The sequence below is a fragment of the Paenibacillus oryziterrae genome (assembly GCF_042610485.1).
Lineage (GTDB): Bacteria > Bacillota > Bacilli > Paenibacillales > Paenibacillaceae > Paenibacillus_AQ.
The window spans coordinates 78,641-97,506 of record NZ_JBGJZO010000011.1; the positions used below are offsets into that span (position 1 = coordinate 78,641).

Sequence of the window (18,866 nt, forward strand, 5' to 3'; positions counted from 1 at the left end):
GGTGTTGGCGGAATGTCGATTAGAATGATAGTTTTGGAGCCTGATGAGGTTCTTCACAAAAGAGCGAAGGAAGTAACGAAAGTAACTCCAAATGTCCAGAAGCTGCTGGATGATATGGCGGATACCATGTATGACGCCGAAGGAGTGGGCCTGGCAGCGCCGCAGGTCGGCATTCTAAAACGTCTGATCGTAGTGGATGCGGATGAAGAGCATGGCCTGATCAAAATGATCAATCCTGAAATTGTTAGTTCCGAAGGTGAGCAATTCGGACCTGAGGGTTGCCTGAGTATTCCCGGAATTAACGGCGACGTTCGCCGGGCGGAGACAGTGACCGTTCGCGGTCTTGACCGGGAAGGAAATGAAATTACAGTCACTGGCAGCGGCCTGCTGGCAAGAGCATTCCAGCATGAGATTGATCATCTTAATGGAGTATTGTTTACGGACATTGCCGAAAAAGTATATGAGATGAAGCCGGATCACGGTGCAACAGAGGGGTGAACAGGATGAAGATTGTATTCATGGGAACACCCGAATTTGCGGTACCCAGTTTGAACATGCTCGTCGAGGAAGGTTATAATGTCGTTGCGGTTGTTACCCAGCCTGACCGGCCGCAGGGCAGAAAAAAGACATTGACACCTACCCCGGTTAAGGAGGCAGCTTTAGCTCTGGGTCTGCCGGTGATGCAGCCCGAACGGCTGCGTCGTCCGGAGGCGGTAGCTGAACTTGCAGCGTATGAGCCAGAAATGATCGTTACTGCCGCATACGGACAAATTTTGCCGAAATCAGTTCTGGATCTTCCGGTACGAGGCTGTATTAACGTCCATGGCTCTTTGCTGCCGAAATACCGTGGAGGAGCGCCAATTCAGCGTTCTGTAATCAATGGTGAGACCGTAACAGGAGTTACCTTGATGTATATGGCAGAAGGTCTGGATACGGGTGATATGATTTCGCGTGTGGAGGTTCCGATTGCTGAAGATGACACGGCGGGTACGATTTTTGAGAAGCTTAGCCTTGCAGGCAGAGATCTTCTAAAGTCCGAAATGCCAAGGCTTATGGAAGGACCAGTTACAGCCACGAAGCAAAATGAGGACGAAGCTACGTATGCACCCAACCTTAAGCGTGAAGACGAACGGGTCGACTGGTCTAAGGGCTCACGTAATATTTACAACCAGATACGCGGATTGGTACCTTTCTCGGGTGTATTCACCCTTTGGAATGACGAAACCTTCAAAATCTGGGCCGCTGAGAATCCATCTTCTACAGATGCTTTAACAACGAATGACGGAGCAACACCCGGAACCGTACTTTCTCTAAGTGAACGCGGAATTGAAGTGAAGACCGGAGACGGGGTTATACTTCTGACTACGGTTCAGCCTGCGGGCAAAAAAGCCATGAGCGCCGGTGATTTTGCCCGTGGCGGAGCGATGAAACCGGGAACGGTGCTATTATGAGCGGCGCAGGTCGCCATAGAGGTGCAGGACACAATACAGGCGGTAAAGCAAATGCCAAACCGTCTGTACCATTGACTGCCAGGGAAGCCGCACTCGACATCCTAGTGAGAGTAGATGACCAGGGCGCATACAGTAATCTGCTGCTTAACAGCACTCTCCAGAAATCCGGGCTTAGCCGTGAGGATTCGGGTCTTGTTACTGAACTCGTCTATGGAACGATCTCCAGAAGAAATACACTGGACTATGTACTGGAGCAGTTCGTAAGTAAGGGATTGACCAAGCTGCAACCTTGGGTGCTTAGTCTGCTACGGCTAAGTCTCTATCAAATTATGTATCTGGATCGTATTCCTTCCCATGCAGCTGTTCACGAAGCGGTGAATATCTCCAAACAACGTGGTCACCAAGGGATATCCGGCATGGTTAACGGTGTCCTTCGCAGCGTCCTGCGTTCCGGTGAACAACCGGTGTTTCCGGAGAAAATGGGAGAAGTAAGCAGAATCGCCTTCAGGCATTCCCATCCGAGGTGGATGGTAGAGCGCTGGATCGCGGAATATGGAACTAATGTGGCGGAAGCGATTTGTGCGGCCAATAATGAACCTCCGGCAGTGAGTGTAAGGGTAAATACAACCATGACTAGCCGGGAAAAACTGCTTGAAGAGATGCTGGAACAGGGGTTAAACGCGTCAGCTTCAGATGTCAGCCCGTTTGGAATTATCATCAAGGGCGGCGGTAACCTGGCCCTCACCTCATGGTATAAAGACGGTTATCTGTCCATTCAGGATGAAAGTTCCATGCTGGTTGCTGAGGCTGTAGCACCGGAATCCGGTATGCGTGTTCTGGATTGCTGTGCGGCTCCGGGTGGCAAGACCGCTCATATGGCCGAGATCATGAAGGACGAAGGCGTTATTTATGCCAATGACTTGCATGAGCATAAAGCGAAGCTTATTTCTGATCAGGCGGAGCGGCTTGGATTGGATAGCATTGTAACCCGCAGCGGTGATGCTCTCGAGCTTAGTCATGCCTTAGAGAAAGCATCGTTTGACCGTATTCTGCTGGATGCTCCATGTACGGGTCTCGGTGTAATCCGCCGAAAGCCAGATTTGAAATGGCGTAAGGTTCCGGCAGATGTTACGGGGATTGCTGCCCTGCAGGAACAACTGCTTGAGTCCATATCAGAGTTGCTTAAGCCGGGCGGGATTCTGGTATACAGTACATGTACAACAGAGCAGGCAGAAAACAGTGAGGTAGTTTCATCTTTCTTGAGAAACAATCCCCATTTTGAAGCAGTAACATTCACTACGCCGTTATGGGATCGAATAAAGGATGTCGCTCTGGCAAAAGGTGAAGGCATTCAAATTCTGCCTCAGCACTTTGGTAGTGATGGATTCTTCATAGCCTGTCTGCAGCGGCGTCAATAAGGCCAAAAGACCTCAAGATGTACATCATGTTTTCCGCCCGCCGGGCGATTCCGGCGGGCGTTTCTTTTACCGTCTCTGATTTTTATGTTAAAATAGGAAGAATGACAAATAATGAGCATATCCTTAAGAAAGAACAGGTGCAAATAACTATGAAACCTTTAATATATGATTTTTCACTGGAAGAGCTGCAGCAGTGGGCGAAAGACAACGGAGAACCGGCTTTCCGGGGTGGCCAGATTTTTGATTGGCTGTACGTGAAGCGGGTCGACGAGTTTGATGCGATGAGCAACTTGTCCAAATCTCTGCGCGAGAAGCTGAAAGAGCAATTCTCCATTTCTGCTTTGAAGGAAATAACCAAATTCGAATCCAAGGATGGTACCGTGAAGTTTCTGTTCGGTCTGCATGACGATCATGCTATCGAAACGGTCATCATGAAGCATAACTATGGTAACAGTGTATGTGTTACTACACAGGTGGGCTGCCGGATTGGCTGCACGTTCTGTGCCTCTACACTTGGAGGATTGAAACGGGATTTGACGGCTGGCGAGATTGTAGCCCAAGTTGTTAAATCTCAGCAGATTCTGGATACCCGCGGCGAACGTGTCAGCAGCATAGTCATTATGGGCACAGGTGAGCCGTTTGAGAACTATGATGCCACGATGAGATTCCTTCGTCTGATGATTCACGAAAAGGGATTGAATATCGGGCAGCGCCATATTACGGTATCAACAAGCGGCATCGTACCAAGCATTTATCAATTCGCTGAAGAAGACACACAGATTAATCTGGCAATTTCAATTCACGCACCCAATGACGCACTACGTTCCAAGCTGATGCCTGTTAACCGCAGATTTCCTTTTGATGACGTTATTGAATCACTGCGTTATTATCAGGCTAAGACCGGCCGCCGTATTAGCTTTGAATATGCTTTGATCGGTGGGGTCAATGACCAGCCAGAGCATGCAGCAGAGCTGGCTAGTGTGCTCAAGACCATGCTGTGCCATGTAAATCTGATACCTGTCAACCATGTACCGGAACGTAAGTATGTAAGAACTTCCCGCAAAGACATCTTTGAATTTCAACGGATATTGGCTGATCAGGGCATAAATGTTACGATACGCCGTGAACAAGGCCATGATATCGCAGCCGCGTGCGGACAACTGCGCGCTAAACACATGGAGTTGGGGTGAGGGTAATTGATCAGGACAGTTCATGCCAGCGACATTGGCCGGGTTCGCTCGGTCAATGAAGATTCGGTCTGGATCGGCGCGACGCGCCATGGTTACACACTTGGCATTATCGCTGATGGGATGGGCGGACATCAGGCAGGTGATGTTGCAAGCAAACTCGCATTGAATTACATCAAGCGCAAGCTTGAGAACCTGCAACCTGATATCTCAGATGAAGCGCTAGGAGAAATCCTGTCCACTGCAATTCTGGAAGCGAATGATACTGTCTATAAAGAGGCAGCCAGCGACGAGAAGTACTTTAATATGGGTACTACCGTCGTAGCTGTGCTGCTGAAGGGTTCGACTGGATACATAGGTCATATTGGCGACAGTAGGGCATATCGCGTGAAAAATGATGTTGCTATCCAATTAACCGAGGACCATACGCTGGTCAATGAGCTGTTCAAGAGTGGCCAGATCAGCCAAGAGGAGCTTGAGAATCACCCGCGTCGCAATGTGCTAACCAGAGCTCTGGGAACAGATTCCAGCATTTCAGTGGATTTGATTCCCGTTACGCTGAATCATGGGGAAGTACTGCTTTTGTGCAGCGACGGGCTCAGTAACTTTGTCAGTACAGAACATTTGGGGAAAGTTGCTGGGATTCATGAAATAACGCTTGGGGAAAGAGCAGACCGATTACTTCAGCTGGCTTTGCTTGCCGGCGGCGGCGACAATATCAGCGTCGCTATGTTAGAACATCAAGAAGAGGCCTCTGAGCCTGAAGCAAAGGGGTGGGACTTATGATCGGTCATGAACTGGGCGGCCGTTACCAAGTCATCGAACGAATAGGTGGGGGCGGTATGGCACTTGTGTACCGGGCCCATGATATATTATTGAATCGTAATGTTGCGATCAAGGTGTTGCGCAGCCAGTTTGTGCATGATGAGGAATTCATTCGCAGATTCCGGCGCGAGGCGCAATCCGCAGCATCTCTTTCTCACCCGAACGTTGTTAGTATCTATGACGTTGGACAGGAAGATGAAATCCACTACATTGTTATGGAATATATTGAAGGCAAGAATCTTAATGAGATCATCAAGGAGCGGGCTCCGCTTCAAGTGGACGAGTCTGTACGCATCGCTTCCCAAATCTGTGACGCACTCGACCATGCACATCAAAACCAAATCATACACCGGGATATTAAGCCTCATAACATACTTATAGGTCGTAACGGGCGTGTGAAGGTAACTGACTTCGGTATTGCCCGGGCAGTTACTTCGACAACGATCACCCAAACTGGATCAGTCGTTGGTTCGGTACATTATTTCTCGCCGGAGCATGCTAAAGGCGTATCCACTGGAGAGAAATCCGATCTTTATTCCTTAGGGATTGTTCTGTACCAGATGCTTACTGGTAGCCTGCCGTTTCTGGGCGAAAGTCCGATTAGTGTAGCGCTCAAACATCTTCAGGAGGATTTCGAAGAACCTAGAAAGCTCAATTCTTTAATCCCGCAAAGCGTTGAAAATGTGATTCTTCGTTCTATGCGTAAAAACCCCGAGGAACGCTATCACTCGGCTAAAGAAATGCTGCAGGATCTGGAGACATGTCTGCTTCCGGAACGGCGCAGGGAATCTAAAGTCAACTTCAATGATGAATTTGATGAAGATAAAACGCGGGTAATCCCTGCGATTAAACCTGTTCCAATGGGTATCGGTCCGCGTAATGGGACTATAGACAAAATGCAGCGCAACGACGAGGATGTGCCCGTAGTCAAGGGAAAGAAGAAATGGGGACGTCCGGCTTTGTGGATTGGCCTTACTCTGCTGTTGCTGGTTGCAATGTTCAGTGTTGTTTTATATGTAAAATCTATGCTTGATGTTCCGGAAGTAACGGTACCTTCGGTGATCAATATGACGCTTGAGGATGCCAAACTTAAACTGGATGAAGTAGGTCTTACGATTGAAGATCCGCTGATCGAGGAATATAAACCTAATGTGCCTGAAGGCGTTGTGTTTGACCAAAGCAAACCAGAGGGTACGCTTGCGAAGAAGGGGTCAAGCATTACTCTTTCCGTGAGCATGGCTAAGCAGTTGGCCAAAATGGAAGATTTCGCCGGATTGACGCTGGACGAGGCTACTAAAAAACTGATAGCTCTGGGTATCCCGCAGAACCGGATCACTGCCGATAACCGCAGCAGCGATGAAGTTCCTGCCGGTAAAATAATTACTCAAGATCCGCTGCCGAATAGCGACTTTGATCCTGAAACGGTTACCGTGACTTTGTTCGTCAGCGAAGGCGAAGAGAGTGTGGATATGCCGGACCTTACAGGTCTCACTCAGGATGAAGCCATCGCGAAGCTGGCCGAGAACAAACTGGAGCTGGGAGATGTCAAGGAAGACTCCAGCTTCGCCGTTGAAGAAGGCAAGGTAACCAAACAATGGCCTTACGACAAAGGAACGCCAGTCGCTCCAGGTTCAAAAATTACGATTTACTTGAGCACCGGCTATCCGCCGGAAGCTTTGGAGTATACGTTCAATCTGCCGGTTGCGCCTGTGAAGGAAGGCAAGAAGACGAAGATCCGGATTGAATATGCGGATGCGCGTAATAACGGGGAGAAGCAGGATTGGGGAACTCGCACCATCGGGAAGTCCCAAGTATTATCCGTGAATATGGTGCTTGCGCCTAATACAGACGGTGTAGTCACCGTGTTCCGAGATGGCGCCTTCTTCGACTCATATGTAGTTACCTATATGGATGCCAAGAATAATACTGTGCCGATACCAGAAGTGACCAGCGAACCAACGGCTGAGCCCACCGTTCAGCCTACCGATCCGCCTGCAACAGAGGAACCGACTACGGATCCTTCCATGACGGAAGACCCGGCAGTTAACGGTGGTAACGGTGATGCAGGTCAGACTGGGCTGCTGAATAACGGGAACGGTAACGGGAACGGCAAAGGAAAGGACAAAAGCTAATTACAAGCATCAAAACGGCAATAATGTGTGCCGAAATATCAGCAAACTTAGGGAAAGAAGGCTCACTGTGTATGCCTGAAGGTGTAATTACTAAGGCTTTAAGCGGATATTATTATGTAACTCCCTTGCGTGACGGGTCTATTGCTTCCGCTGAGGGAGCTGTGCAGTGCAGGGCGCGGGGAATATTTAAAAAAAGAGGCGAATCTCCACTCGTTGGCGACAAGGTGGTTTATGTTCTGACTGAGAACGGTGAGGGCATGGTTGACGAAATCATGCCCAGATTTTCCGAACTGATCCGTCCGCAGGTTGCGAACGTAAGTCTGGCCGTTTTACTTTTTTCCATCCGTGAGCCCGACATGAACCTGAATCTGCTGGATAAATTTCTGGTCCACATTGAACACTCCGGTATTGACACTTTAATTGTTCTGACCAAGCAGGATCTTGCCGAAGCTGATCAGGACAATACCAACCGAGTGAAGGAAATGTACGAGAAAATCGGTTATGAAGTCATTGTAACGAGTTCTATGACGGGAGCCGGGAGTGAGGAATTGCGGAAGCGCCTTTCCGGCAAAATCAGCGTATTCTCAGGTCAGTCAGGTGTAGGTAAGTCTACATTGCTGAACCGGATCGTACCCGGTCTGCTTCTGGAGACTGGTGAGATTAGCCTGCGCCTTGGCAGAGGGCGTCACACGACCCGTCATGTGGAACTGATGGATATTGGTGAGAACGGCTTTGTAGCGGATACTCCGGGCTTCAGCCAGCTGGACTTTTTGGAGCTGGGTGTAGAAGAGCTGTCTTCCTGCTTCCGGGAATTCACGTCTTATGCGGAGAATTGCAAGTTCCGTGGATGCAGCCATCTGCATGAGCCGGGCTGCCGGGTAATTGAAGCATTACAGTCCGGGGATATTATAGAAAGCCGGTACGAGCATTATAAGCTGTTTTATAATGAAATGAAGGATAAGAAGCGGAGGTACTGAATCTATGATTATGATTGCTCCATCCATATTGTCAGCGGATTTTGCTGCACTCGGAGCCGAGGTAGCGGAAGCTGAAGCCGGCGGTGCGGATTGGATACATGTGGATGTTATGGATGGTCATTTTGTCCCAAATATTACACTGGGTCCGCCTATCGTTAAAGCGGTGTCCAATCATACATCCCTGCCGCTTGATGTTCATTTAATGATTGAGTCTCCCGAACGTTATATTGCAGACTTCGCGGCAGCTGGTGCGGCTGTCATTACCGTACATGCGGAAGCCTGCATTCATCTGCACCGGACCGTGCATCAGATTAAAGAGCTTGGACTTCTGGCGGGGGTAGCTATTAACCCCGGCACACCAGCCTCCGTTCTAAGCGAAGTGTTGCCCGATGTGGATATGGTACTGGTGATGACGGTGAATCCTGGCTTTGGAGGCCAAGCGTTTATTCCGAATACCCTGAACAAAATCCGCCAAATACGCCAGTGGGCGCAGGAAGTTAACCCTGGGCTTCGTATACAGGTCGATGGAGGGATTGGGGAGGCTACTGCCCCGTTGGTTGTTGAAGCAGGCGCAGACGTGCTTGTGGCCGGGAATGCAGTCTTTGGAATGAAGGACCGTGCCGCAGCGATATCATCGATTCGCGAAGCAGCCAGCCGGGGATAAAGTGCGGGTCATGAAGAGTATGGGGAATAGGTCAAGTCCCTTACGCATAAATATGGTTACATGAGCAGAAATCTCATGTAGCCTTTTTTGTCGTATGAAACGGGTTCCGTACATGACATGGCGGGACAGCCGTTTCTTCTTGTGGAACTGAGAGGTCTGCAGTGCCGTATCGTGTGTGAATCGAGCTAGTCTCCTACCGTAAGGCATGAAATGATGGGAGGGTGAAATATGAAATTTTACACATTCAAGCTACCGAAATTTTTGGGAGGATTTGTTAAAGCGATCTTGAACACCTTTCAGAAGAGCTAAGTACGAAGAACAGAAGAAAACGTGAAAAAAAGCACCTTACAAATGTAAAGGGTGCTTTTTGCTTGATAAGAAATATTGGTCAGTCAGTAAAATATCAGAGACTAGACGCGTTCAACTTTGCCGGCTTTCAAAGCACGGGTGCTGACGTATACACGCTTTGGTTTGCCGTTCACCAAGATACGAACCTTCTGAACGTTAACTCCCCAAGAGCGGCGATTGCGGTTATTCGCGTGAGACACGTGGTTTCCGCTGCTAGGCTTCTTGCCTGTAACAGTACATTTGCGGGACACAGATTACACCTCCTTGTTACTTACACCTGCATAAAACAATACTTAAATATAATATCACAGCAAAAAATGCTACGTCAACCAATTCAAAAACATTTATTTCTTTTGACTCTTATAGTACAATATATATTAGTGTATTATGTCCAGTTAATGAATGCGTTGATTAGGCATGAAGTTAGGAAGGGGAATTCTCATTGAGCAAGCGTACTATAAACGGAGCAGACTTTACCGCCATGGTGCTAAACGGTGCGGAGAAGCTGCAGCAGCACGCAGAGCACGTTAATTCTTTAAACGTTTTTCCGGTACCTGATGGTGATACAGGAACAAATATGAATTTAACGATGACCGCAGGCGCTAATGAATTGAAAAAGAATAATACATCCTCAGTCGGCCAATGCGCCGGCGTACTCTCCAAAGGCCTTCTGATGGGCGCACGGGGTAACTCAGGTGTTATCTTGTCCCAGTTATTCAGAGGCTTCAGCCGGTATGCCGCTCAGCATGAAGAGCTGAATACAAGCCAATTTGCGGCAGCATTGCAATTAGGTGTGGATACCGCCTATAAAGCAGTTGTGAAACCAGTAGAAGGAACCATACTCACAGTTGCCAAAGAGGCTGCAAGACACGCTGTTTATTATTCACGTCGGACAAGCGATGTTACCGAACTGATGACGGAAGTCCTTGCTAAGGCTAAGGAAGCATTGGCCAATACTCCTGAACTATTGCCTGTGCTTAAGCAAGTGGGAGTTGTGGATTCTGGTGGTCAAGGACTGGTCTACATCTATGAAGGATTTCATCAGTATCTGACTAGTGGCGTTACCGCTCATTCGGTACCTGTACAAGGACAGGCCGTTGCACCAGCAACACCTACACCTGTTCTGACGAAGCTTGAGCCTGCCATCTCGAATGTGCAGTCTTCCGCCCAATCCCAGCTGTCCACGGAAGATATTGAATTTTTATATGATATGGAGTTCTTCATCAACCGTCAGCTCGGTGGAACCGCTCCCGCGGATTTCGATGAGGAAGTATTTAGGAAAGCGCTATCAGTGAATGGCGATTCCATTATCGTTATTTCTGATGATGAAACCATTAAAGTGCATGTACACTCTAAAGCTCCTGGAGAAGTGCTGAATTTGGCTCTTCGTTATGGCGAGATTACACAAATTCACATTTTGAATATGCGTGAGCAGCATCGTGACTTACTTACAGCTGGTATGGACATTGCTCCAATGCCAGATGTGTTCGCGGACATTCCAAAAGAGAAGAGCAGTATTCAGTCCCCGGCTGTACCACCTGCTGATGACATGGCTCCTTATGGCTTCATCGCCGTATCATCTGGAGATGGGATTGCTGATATTTTCAAAAGTTTAGGTGTGGATGCTGTGCTTGCTGGTGGTCAGACTATGAACCCTAGCACAGAAGATTTCGTTAATGCGATCTCGTCAATCTCTGCTAAGCACATTTATATTCTTCCTAATAATTCCAATATCATTTTGGCTGCCCAGCAAGCTAAAGAGCTGCTTGAAGGCGAACGTGAAATTACAGTGATTCCAAGCAAGAGCATTCCGCAAGGTATCGCTGCTGCGTTTGCGTTCCAGGAAGACGATTCCGTGGAGACTAATTCTGATAATATGCTTGAAGCGATTACACTCGTTAAATCAGGTCAGGTTACCAATGCGGTGCGTGATACCAGCTTTGATGAGCTTGAGATTAAATCAGGTCAATTTATCGGAATCTCTAATTCTAAAATCGTTGCTGCTGCGGATGATCTGCTGTCCGCCAGTCAATCGCTGCTGTCTAACATGATTGAGAATGGTGATGAGATTGTTACCGTTCTGATCGGTGACGAGACCAATGCGGAGATTACGGATTCGCTGGGAGATTGGATCAAAGAGACGTATCCGGAAGTTGAAATTGAGATCCATGAAGGCGGACAACCGTTGTACTATTACTTGTTCTCCGTGGAGCCCTAATTTGATTTCACGTTATTTATTGAGTTAGTTTGAATATATTTTGGGGAGGATAAGCATGAATCGTACCATAATCGTTACCGACAGTACGTCCGATATACCGCCGGCAATGGCGGAAGCACTCAACATCGAGGTTGTGCCTTTGACCTTGATGTTCGGTGATGAAGCCTTCCGGGACAATTTGGACATGACGCCGGAGCAGTTCTATGAGCGACTTCCCCGCTCCTCCCAATTGCCGACTACTTCTCAACCTTCCCCGGTTGAGTACATGAATGTATACCGTAATATTCTTGAGCGTTATCCGCACAGCCCTATCCTTTCCTTTCATATTTCATCTGGGCTGAGCGGTACATACCAGTCTGCAGTGCTGGCCAAGTCTATGCTTGAAGACGAAGGGGAATTGATAACGGTAGTGGATTCTCTTTCTGCTTCTTACGGCTTTGGTTTTATGGTGACTCACGCAGCAAGGTTGGCTGCAGAAGACAAAAGTCCTGAGGATATCCTGAAGTCTGTGGAGCAAATGCGCCAATCCCGTAAGTTGTATTTCCTGGTGGATACGCTTGAGTATTTACAAAAAGGTGGCCGTATCGGGAAAGCTTCTGCCTTTCTGGGTACACTGCTTAACATCAAACCTATTCTCTCCATTGATGCTGAAGGTATTATTTATGCCGTGGAGAAGGTCAGAGGACGCAAAAAGGCCGTTGCCCGTATGATCGAGCTGTTCAAGGAAGATCTGAAGGGTGTCAATAATATCAACGTAGCGGTGGGCCATACGGCTGAACCCGAATCAGGCAAGGAGTTTATGCAAGAGCTTGCGGGGCATTTTACCCTTGAAGAGCAGGTTCTGACGAACATCGGCCCCGTAGTGGGCAGCCATGTCGGTAACGGAACGTTAGCTGTATTTATCTGGCCTGCACAATGAGGTATGAGTATGAATATGACTGTGTCACTGGATAAAATTGAAGTTAAGAAAATAACAGGCGTGAGCGCTCAAAAGCAAGGCGAGCTTCACGCCTTTGGCGTCTTTACGGTAAAGGATTTGCTGGAATATTATCCTTTTCGTTACGAGGATTACCGCCCCAAATCACTCAGTGAAGTCAAACATGGCGACAAGGTGACGGTGGAGGCGAAGGTCATCGGAGTCCCTGTACTCCAAAGGTATGGCGGGAAATCACGACTAAGCTGCAAATTTCTCGCGGAGCCATGGATGTTCACTGCAACCTGGTTTAACCGGCAATATGTGCGAGAGCAATTGACTGTGGGAAGAGAGATCGTCCTCACCGGAAAATGGGATCAGAAGCGTAACCAGATCACGGTGACGGACTATGAATTTCCTGATAAAGGTGAAGGCAAGACGGGAACTCTTCAGCCGGTCTACTCGGTGGGAGGGAAGATTACTCAAACCTGGATCCGTAAAATTATCCATACGGCATTGCAGCAGTATGGCGAGCTCATTCCGGAGATTCTGCCGGCTTCCATTATGCGTAAGTATGATTTCATGTCCCGCAAACGCGCGATTGCAACGATTCATCAGCCAGAGGATACACGGGAAGGCCAGCAAGGAAGGCGCCGTATGGTGTATGAGGAATTGTTCTTGTTTCAGTTGAAGGTTCAAGCCTTCCGTGTGCTTAACCGGGGAAGGATGGATGGTGTCGTGCATACCGTAGATAACGCCACCGTACGCCAGTTCGTGCGTAGCTTGCCTTTTGAGCTGACAGATGCCCAAAAGCATGTGGAGCTGGAAATACTGCACGACATGAGGTCGCAATATTGTATGAACCGGCTGTTGCAGGGTGATGTGGGCTCTGGTAAAACGGTACTTGCTGCTATCGCGCTGTACGCTACGGTTAGATCCGGTTATCAGGGTGCACTGATGGTGCCGACAGAGATACTCGCTGAACAGCACATGAAATCATTGACGAGAATGTTTGAACCTTTCGGTATTACGGTCGGCTTGCTGACGGGAAGCGTAAATGGCCGTAAACGCAAAGACCTTCTGGCATCTCTACAATTAGGCTTAACCGATATTGTTGTGGGTACCCATGCGCTGATCCAAGAGGATGTTTTCTTCCGCAGTCTGGGCCTTGTGGTTACGGATGAGCAGCACCGCTTTGGCGTCAACCAGCGAAGTGTTCTTAGACGCAAGGGATATAATCCTGACGTCTTAACGATGACAGCAACACCTATCCCACGAACACTTGCGATTACTGTGTTCGGCGATATGGACGTGTCCACGCTGTCTGAACGCCCAAAGGGCCGTGTTCCTATTACGACGTACTGGGTTAAACATGATCTGATGGACAGAGTCTTGAAGCTGATCAGCAGGGAAGTGGACCAGGGAAGACAGGCATATCTGATCTGTCCGCTAATCGAAGAATCGGATAAGCTGGATGTGCAGAATGTAATCGACCTGCATATTCAGATGAGTCAGAACTTTCCCGCTTATAAGGTTGGGTTGCTGCACGGGAGAATGACGCCTGGGGAGAAGGACGAGGTGATGCGTGCCTTCTATGCGAATGAATTGCAGCTACTGGTCTCAACGACGGTTGTTGAAGTAGGTGTTGACGTTCCGAATGCTACCCTGATGGTGATTATGGATGCGGACCGCTTTGGTCTGTCTCAACTGCATCAGTTGCGCGGCAGGGTCGGAAGAGGGGCGCATGCTTCCTTCTGTGTGCTGGTCGCCGATCCGAAGTCTGAGGTCGGCCGTGAACGGATGAATGCCATGACGGATACCGATGACGGGTTCGAAGTGTCCCGGAGGGATTTGGAGCTCCGCGGGCCCGGAGATTTCTTCGGAACCAAGCAAAGCGGCCTGCCGGAGTTCCGGCTTGCTGATATGACCGCAGACTTCGAGGTTCTGGAGCAGGCGCGAGATGATGCTGCAGAGCTTCTGCGGGAAACTTCATTCTGGACCTCCTCTGATTACGCTCCGCTTCGCGGGTTTCTGCAAGGTGAGCAGATATTTCAAGGGGACTTGATTGACTGATTAGGCACATGTGTGGGCTGCCCTTCATATACTGAGTAAGACTGGATATGACGGGAGGTGCCAAACATGAACTATCTTCAATATGGAATCAGTCCGCAGCTTGTAGAACGGATCAAGCTGAAGATGAAGAATCCGGCGATAAAAGAACGGGTCAAGAACATGATCAACGGGGTTACCAGACAGGATCTGCAGGATCCTGCGATTGTCCGCCGATTAGTCCGCAATGCTGCGGGTGTCATGAATGAGAAGCTTTCATCTGCACAGGAAGATCAAATCGTTAAATTCGTTATTGCGCAGAAAATTGACCCTAAAAATACTTTTCACCTAATCCGGTTATGGGGGATGTTCCGTTAATGGCCAGATAATACATAAGGGCGAGGGATTATATCCCTCAGCCCTTTTGTTTATTATAGAATGCGCTGCATATGGAGCGTTACATTACTCCAGTAGCCGGTGTCCAAGGGACTGATCTGTACACCCGGGTCACCCCATGTGTGTATAAACTTGCCATAGCCGATATAAATACCGACATGCCCTGGAATCGCATTGCTTTTAAATCTCCCCGGAACGGTGAAGAAGATCAGATCACCAGCCTTAAGCTGACTTCGACTAACCCGTCTACCCACATTATCCTGGTCCTTGGCAAGGCGGGGAAGGTTAACCCCGAATTTCTTAAATACATGCCGGGTAAAGGAAGAGCAGTCGAACGTCTTCTTCTCTTCGTAAGGTCCAGCACCGAATTCGTAGGGGACGCCAAGATATTTTTTGGCATAGGCAACCAGACTATCCGTATTGACTGATGTACTAAGCGTCTTAATTTTACCGTTCTGCATGGGCTGTGAAATGCCTGTCTTCAAATCCCCCTGTAGTGAATCAACCTGATTTGCGGCCTCTGAAGGGGTTGCAATTTCAATTTCGCCACTATCCGGGTTCCAGCCTACTTCCGTTTGGAGGAATTTCGATAATGAGCGTGTAGTCATATAAATCTGTTTGTTCCTGATCTCAGGCGCCTCTGGCAATGTGAAGTTTTTTCCCAAGGAAAACACTTGTTTGGAGTAAGGACGGAGCATATACATGACGTCACTGTATCCTATTTTGGCATATCCGCCATTGGAGGTTTCATCCTTCATACGGTATCCCAGTGAGGTCAAGGCGGGTTTAATCGGAATCCAGGTCGTACCTGCATTGTCCTTATAAGAGGATTTCTCAAGGTAGCTTGAAACATTCGTTTTGTTAGGCTTGACTGAGTTTACTGAATAATTACTGGCCTTTGGAGTAGAAGTGGTGCCGCATGCAGAACAGGATACTACAGTGAGTAGAGCCATTGTAGCAGGCAGTATTTTACGTTGATAAATGTTCATTGGTCACACTCCATGTTCGCGTAGTAGGTAAAGTTTGTGCAGAGTGTGGTTTTTTATGTAGAGTGATCTCAGGCAATGAATGTCAAGGGAAACGAGTATCTCTGTATAATCGAAGTACGGATTGTGCGTATATTGTAAAATATGGAGCAGTCATAAGTGATTGACGGATATTCAACCTCCATATAATATTAAGTTTAATAGATAGGAACTGCTTTTTTAGGAAGCAGGTGCGAACTTGCGCTTTAATGCTTTTATCTATAAAAGCATTGATGCTGTAACGCTAATATCTATGCACGCGCTGATACCGTAAACGAAAAGGGGTATTCTGATGAAGACAAAGAAGAAAATATGGCTCGGACTCAGCTTGTGCTTGATGCTCGTTGCCGCAGGCTGTGGGAACAACAATAATGCAGCGGTAAATTCAGAAAATGCAACAAATTCAGGTGCGGCGGAGACTTCTGCTCCGGCAGCTAATGCTGAAGCCAAAACCTACAAAATCGCAATTTCGCAGTTCGTGGAGCACCCGGCGCTTGATGCTACCCGTCAAGGTATACTGGATGCATTGAAGGATGCAGGCCTGGTAGAAGGCGAGAATCTGACTGTTGATTTCGAAAATGCCCAGGCTGACGCAACTAATAATTTATCCATTGCACAGAAGATTGCCGCAGAAGATAATGATTTGGTTCTAGCTATTGCCACTCCTTCGGCACAGGCAGTAGTGCAATCCATTAAGGATGATACACCGATTCTATTCGCTGCGGTAACCGATCCGCTGGACGCTAAACTCGTCACGGATCTTGAGCATCCGGGAGGTAATGTATCTGGCGCTTCCGACACAAATCCTGAAGCAATTACCCGACTGATGGACTTTATAGCTGCTAATTTCCCGGAAGTTAAGACCCTGGGACTTGTCATTAATGAAGGTGAAGCCAATGCGGTTGTTATGGCCGACCTTGCCGAAGCAGCTCTAGAGAAACATGGAATTAAGCTGTTGAAAGCCGCAATTACGAATACCTCTGAAGTGAAACAGGCTGCAGAATCACTTGTTGGCCGTGCTGATGCACTGTATATAACACTCGACAACACTGTAGTGACGAGTGTAGATACAATTATCCAAACTGCCAATGATAATAAGCTTCCATTCTTTGCAAGCGACCGTGATACTGTTGAAGCAGGAGCTTTTGCAACAGTTGGTTTCAAATACTATGACCACGGCTACCAGGTTGGACAGATGGCTGTAGAGGTATTAAAGAATGGCAAAAAAGCCGGAGATTTGAAAGTTACGATGCAGGAGAAGCTGGGACTCATTCTTAATATGAAAGCCGCAGCAGCACAAGGCATTGAAGTTACAGATGCGATGAAGGCAGAAGTAACAGATCAAGCCAGCGATATCATCCAATAACTAATTTTCGATTTAGCAAGACACTAGACAAAAAGGGCGTTTCTTCACGAGCGCCCTTCTGCTGTTTGAGGGAGGAAGTCACCTATGATTGATCAATTACCCGGGGCTATCGAGCTTGGCCTGATTTATTCGTTTATGGCATTAGGAGTTTATATTACTTTTCGTATTCTTGATTTTCCCGATTTGACTGTGGATGGGAGTTACACTACTGGCGGGGCGATTGCAGCTGTAATGATTACAAGCGGGCATTCTCCATTTTTGGCCACACTGGCTGCATTTGGCGGTGGTATGGCAGCCGGTTTATGCACGGGTCTGCTGCATACCAAAGGAAAGATTAACGGGCTTTTATCCGGGATCCTCATGATGATTGCACTTTATTCCATTAATTTGCGCATCATGGGCAAACCGAACGTATCGCTGATGGGAGAGGATTCTCTTTTTACTTCGGTAAATCCTCTGCTGGTCATGCCATTTGTAGTGATTGCCGTAAAAATTCTGATGGACCTGTTCTTACGGACAGACCTTGGTCTGGCATTGCGGGCAACAGGGGATAATGCACGGATGATTCGCAGCTTTGGTGTGAACACTGATAATACGACAATTCTCGGTATAAGCCTGGCGAATGGGATGGTAGCACTTTCGGGTGCTCTTATCGCCCAATACTCCACTTTTGCCGATTCTTCTATGGGTATTGGAATGATCGTGATCGGATTAGCTTCAGTAATTATCGGTGAGGCGATCTTTGGTACGGGTAGTGTATTCCGTGCAACATTGGCTGTTGTGCTGGGTTCTATCGTCTATCGGATCGTTGTTGCACTGGCACTGCAGGTGGAATGGCTGGAGGCGTCAGATCTTAAGCTGATTACCGCGCTGATTGTTTTTGTGGCTCTGGTATTCCCGTCCATTCAGCGGTTCTTGAAGCAGAAGAATACTGCAAGGAAGCGGACGGCTGAACTGGCTGAACAAGCCCTGATTCGCAAGAAAGGGGGCGCTGTCGATGCTAAAGCTAGATAATGTCTCTAAGCTGTTCAATCCCGGAACTCCGGATGAAAAAATAGCGCTGCTCGGTATCGACTTGGAGCTGAATCCCGGAGATTTCGTAACCATCATTGGGAGTAACGGTGCGGGTAAATCTACGCTCATGAATATTATCTCCGGAGTGATGAAGCCTGATTTGGGTGAGGTGCTAATCGAGGGGCGCTCCATTAGTCATCTGGCGGAATTTCAACGCAGCCGCTGGATCGGAAGGGTTTTTCAGGATCCGATGGCGGGTACTACTCCGCGTATGACGATTGAGGAAAATCTCGCTATGGCGTATAAACGCGGCAAAAGCCGTGGATTATCCTTCGGAGTAAGCGCAGCTAAAAGGAATTTTTTCCGCGAGCAGCTGGCTCATCTGGGCATCGGGCTGGAGAACCGTCTTCGGGCCAAAGTAGGACTGTTGTCCGGCGGGGAAAGACAGGCACTCAGTCTGCTGATGGCTACCTTTACCCAGCCGCAAATTCTGCTGCTTGACGAGCACACGGCTGCTCTGGACCCTTCCCGTGCAGAACTGATCACGAAGCTGACAGAAACGATTGTCCGCGAACAGAAGCTCACCACACTTATGGTTACACACAACATGGAACAGGCTATCCGGCTTGGGAACCGCCTGATCATGATGGATAAAGGAAGCATCATTCTGGATATCGACGAGACCCGCAAAAAAGATCTTACCGTCGAACGCCTTCTCGGCGAGTTCGAGTTAATCAGCGGCCATAAGCTGGCCGACGACCGGATGATGCTGGGTTAAGGGAAATTTAGTTTAGTAATGCTCAATGTATATAATCACTATTACAAAGGTTGTCCTAAACGCCATGAAATGGCAACTTGGGGCAGCCTTTGTTCTTTATGTGGA

The 18,866-nt window shown here is 48.2% G+C and carries 18 protein-coding genes; 16 read left to right on the top strand and 2 right to left on the bottom strand.

From position 1 onward, the window contains the following. Positions 1-12 precede the first annotated feature (12 nt). From def to spoVM, 9 genes are all read left to right on the top strand, one after another. Positions 13-498: a peptide deformylase gene (def, locus tag ACAN55_RS13660; RefSeq protein ID WP_379133492.1), complete on the top strand. Its 486-nt coding sequence runs from the start codon at positions 13-15 to the stop codon at positions 496-498. 5 nt (positions 499-503) lie between these two features. Next, the gene (fmt, locus tag ACAN55_RS13665) at positions 504-1,451 is read left to right on the top strand and encodes a methionyl-tRNA formyltransferase (protein WP_379133494.1); all 948 of its coding nucleotides are present in this window, start codon (positions 504-506) and stop codon (positions 1,449-1,451) included. Next, positions 1,448-2,869, top strand: a complete 1,422-nt coding sequence (rsmB, locus tag ACAN55_RS13670; protein WP_379133497.1) for a 16S rRNA (cytosine(967)-C(5))-methyltransferase RsmB — start codon at positions 1,448-1,450, stop codon at positions 2,867-2,869. Before fmt ends, rsmB begins: the two co-directional genes overlap by 4 nt. A gap of 149 nt (positions 2,870-3,018) precedes the next feature. Further along, positions 3,019-4,059, top strand: coding sequence for a dual-specificity RNA methyltransferase RlmN (gene rlmN, locus ACAN55_RS13675; RefSeq protein ID WP_379133499.1), 1,041 nt, complete (start codon positions 3,019-3,021; stop codon positions 4,057-4,059). A gap of 6 nt (positions 4,060-4,065) precedes the next feature. Next, positions 4,066-4,842 carry a Stp1/IreP family PP2C-type Ser/Thr phosphatase gene (locus ACAN55_RS13680; RefSeq protein ID WP_379133501.1) on the top strand — a complete coding sequence of 259 codons (777 nt, stop codon included), beginning with the start codon at positions 4,066-4,068 and terminating at the stop codon, positions 4,840-4,842. Next, complete coding sequence (gene pknB, locus ACAN55_RS13685; RefSeq protein ID WP_379133503.1) at positions 4,839-7,013, top strand: Stk1 family PASTA domain-containing Ser/Thr kinase; 2,175 nt, start codon at positions 4,839-4,841, stop codon at positions 7,011-7,013. The genes ACAN55_RS13680 and pknB overlap by 4 nt, the downstream gene beginning before the upstream one ends. A gap of 71 nt (positions 7,014-7,084) precedes the next feature. Beyond that, entirely contained in the window at positions 7,085-7,990 is a 906-nt protein-coding gene (gene rsgA, locus ACAN55_RS13690) for a ribosome small subunit-dependent GTPase A (RefSeq protein WP_379133505.1), read from the top strand. 4 nt (positions 7,991-7,994) lie between these two features. Continuing rightward, complete coding sequence (gene rpe, locus ACAN55_RS13695; RefSeq protein WP_379133507.1) at positions 7,995-8,654, top strand: ribulose-phosphate 3-epimerase; 660 nt, start codon at positions 7,995-7,997, stop codon at positions 8,652-8,654. A 228-nt stretch (positions 8,655-8,882) separates the two neighbouring features. Beyond that, complete coding sequence (gene spoVM, locus ACAN55_RS13700; protein WP_006675261.1) at positions 8,883-8,963, top strand: stage V sporulation protein SpoVM; 81 nt, start codon at positions 8,883-8,885, stop codon at positions 8,961-8,963. 101 nt (positions 8,964-9,064) lie between these two features. On the opposite strand, the gene rpmB is transcribed toward spoVM, so the two are convergent. After that, positions 9,065-9,253 (bottom strand): 50S ribosomal protein L28, encoded by a 189-nt coding sequence (gene rpmB / locus ACAN55_RS13705; protein WP_249898277.1) that lies wholly within the window; start codon positions 9,251-9,253, stop codon positions 9,065-9,067. Positions 9,254-9,444: 191 nt separating this feature from the next. Here rpmB and ACAN55_RS13710 point away from each other — a divergent pair, with 191 nt between their 5' ends. The 4 genes from ACAN55_RS13710 (at position 9,445) to ACAN55_RS13725 (ending at position 14,560) form a co-directional block, all read left to right on the top strand. Further along, positions 9,445-11,220, top strand: a complete 1,776-nt coding sequence (locus ACAN55_RS13710) for a DAK2 domain-containing protein (RefSeq protein ID WP_379133511.1) — start codon at positions 9,445-9,447, stop codon at positions 11,218-11,220. Between the two features lie 55 nt (positions 11,221-11,275). Continuing rightward, positions 11,276-12,139 (top strand): DegV family protein, encoded by an 864-nt coding sequence (locus ACAN55_RS13715; protein ID WP_379133513.1) that lies wholly within the window; start codon positions 11,276-11,278, stop codon positions 12,137-12,139. A 15-nt stretch (positions 12,140-12,154) separates the two neighbouring features. Next, positions 12,155-14,206, top strand: a complete 2,052-nt coding sequence (gene recG, locus ACAN55_RS13720; RefSeq protein ID WP_379133696.1) for an ATP-dependent DNA helicase RecG — start codon at positions 12,155-12,157, stop codon at positions 14,204-14,206. 66 nt (positions 14,207-14,272) lie between these two features. Next, entirely contained in the window at positions 14,273-14,560 is a 288-nt protein-coding gene (locus ACAN55_RS13725) for a stage VI sporulation protein F (RefSeq protein WP_379133517.1), read from the top strand. A gap of 53 nt (positions 14,561-14,613) precedes the next feature. On the opposite strand, the gene ACAN55_RS13730 is transcribed toward ACAN55_RS13725, so the two are convergent. After that, the gene (locus ACAN55_RS13730; RefSeq protein ID WP_379133520.1) at positions 14,614-15,567 is read right to left on the bottom strand and encodes a C40 family peptidase; all 954 of its coding nucleotides are present in this window, start codon (positions 15,565-15,567) and stop codon (positions 14,614-14,616) included. 328 nt (positions 15,568-15,895) lie between these two features. Here ACAN55_RS13730 and ACAN55_RS13735 point away from each other — a divergent pair, with 328 nt between their 5' ends. The 3 genes from ACAN55_RS13735 to ACAN55_RS13745 all read left to right on the top strand — a co-directional run bounded on the left by ACAN55_RS13735 (position 15,896) and on the right by ACAN55_RS13745 (position 18,761). Beyond that, the gene (locus ACAN55_RS13735) at positions 15,896-16,969 is read left to right on the top strand and encodes an ABC transporter substrate-binding protein (protein WP_379133522.1); all 1,074 of its coding nucleotides are present in this window, start codon (positions 15,896-15,898) and stop codon (positions 16,967-16,969) included. Between the two features lie 84 nt (positions 16,970-17,053). Continuing rightward, the gene (locus ACAN55_RS13740; RefSeq protein WP_379133525.1) at positions 17,054-17,983 is read left to right on the top strand and encodes an ABC transporter permease; all 930 of its coding nucleotides are present in this window, start codon (positions 17,054-17,056) and stop codon (positions 17,981-17,983) included. Continuing rightward, positions 17,967-18,761, top strand: a complete 795-nt coding sequence (locus tag ACAN55_RS13745; protein ID WP_379133527.1) for an ABC transporter ATP-binding protein — start codon at positions 17,967-17,969, stop codon at positions 18,759-18,761. The genes ACAN55_RS13740 and ACAN55_RS13745 overlap by 17 nt, the downstream gene beginning before the upstream one ends. Positions 18,762-18,866: the final 105 nt, after the last annotated feature.

Coding starts and splice junctions, on each gene's coding strand:
- def (WP_379133492.1), top strand. CDS start 13: ATGTCGATTAGAATGATAGTTTTGGAGCCTGATGAGGTTCTTCACAAA.
- fmt (WP_379133494.1), top strand. CDS start 504: ATGAAGATTGTATTCATGGGAACACCCGAATTTGCGGTACCCAGTTTG.
- rsmB (WP_379133497.1), top strand. CDS start 1,448: ATGAGCGGCGCAGGTCGCCATAGAGGTGCAGGACACAATACAGGCGGT.
- rlmN (WP_379133499.1), top strand. CDS start 3,019: ATGAAACCTTTAATATATGATTTTTCACTGGAAGAGCTGCAGCAGTGG.
- pknB (WP_379133503.1), top strand. CDS start 4,839: ATGATCGGTCATGAACTGGGCGGCCGTTACCAAGTCATCGAACGAATA.
- rsgA (WP_379133505.1), top strand. CDS start 7,085: ATGCCTGAAGGTGTAATTACTAAGGCTTTAAGCGGATATTATTATGTA.
- rpe (WP_379133507.1), top strand. CDS start 7,995: ATGATTATGATTGCTCCATCCATATTGTCAGCGGATTTTGCTGCACTC.
- spoVM (WP_006675261.1), top strand. CDS start 8,883: ATGAAATTTTACACATTCAAGCTACCGAAATTTTTGGGAGGATTTGTT.
- ACAN55_RS13715 (WP_379133513.1), top strand. CDS start 11,276: ATGAATCGTACCATAATCGTTACCGACAGTACGTCCGATATACCGCCG.
- recG (WP_379133696.1), top strand. CDS start 12,155: ATGACTGTGTCACTGGATAAAATTGAAGTTAAGAAAATAACAGGCGTG.
- ACAN55_RS13725 (WP_379133517.1), top strand. CDS start 14,273: ATGAACTATCTTCAATATGGAATCAGTCCGCAGCTTGTAGAACGGATC.
- ACAN55_RS13730 (WP_379133520.1), bottom strand. CDS start 15,567: ATGAACATTTATCAACGTAAAATACTGCCTGCTACAATGGCTCTACTC.
- ACAN55_RS13735 (WP_379133522.1), top strand. CDS start 15,896: ATGAAGACAAAGAAGAAAATATGGCTCGGACTCAGCTTGTGCTTGATG.
- ACAN55_RS13740 (WP_379133525.1), top strand. CDS start 17,054: ATGATTGATCAATTACCCGGGGCTATCGAGCTTGGCCTGATTTATTCG.
- ACAN55_RS13745 (WP_379133527.1), top strand. CDS start 17,967: ATGCTAAAGCTAGATAATGTCTCTAAGCTGTTCAATCCCGGAACTCCG.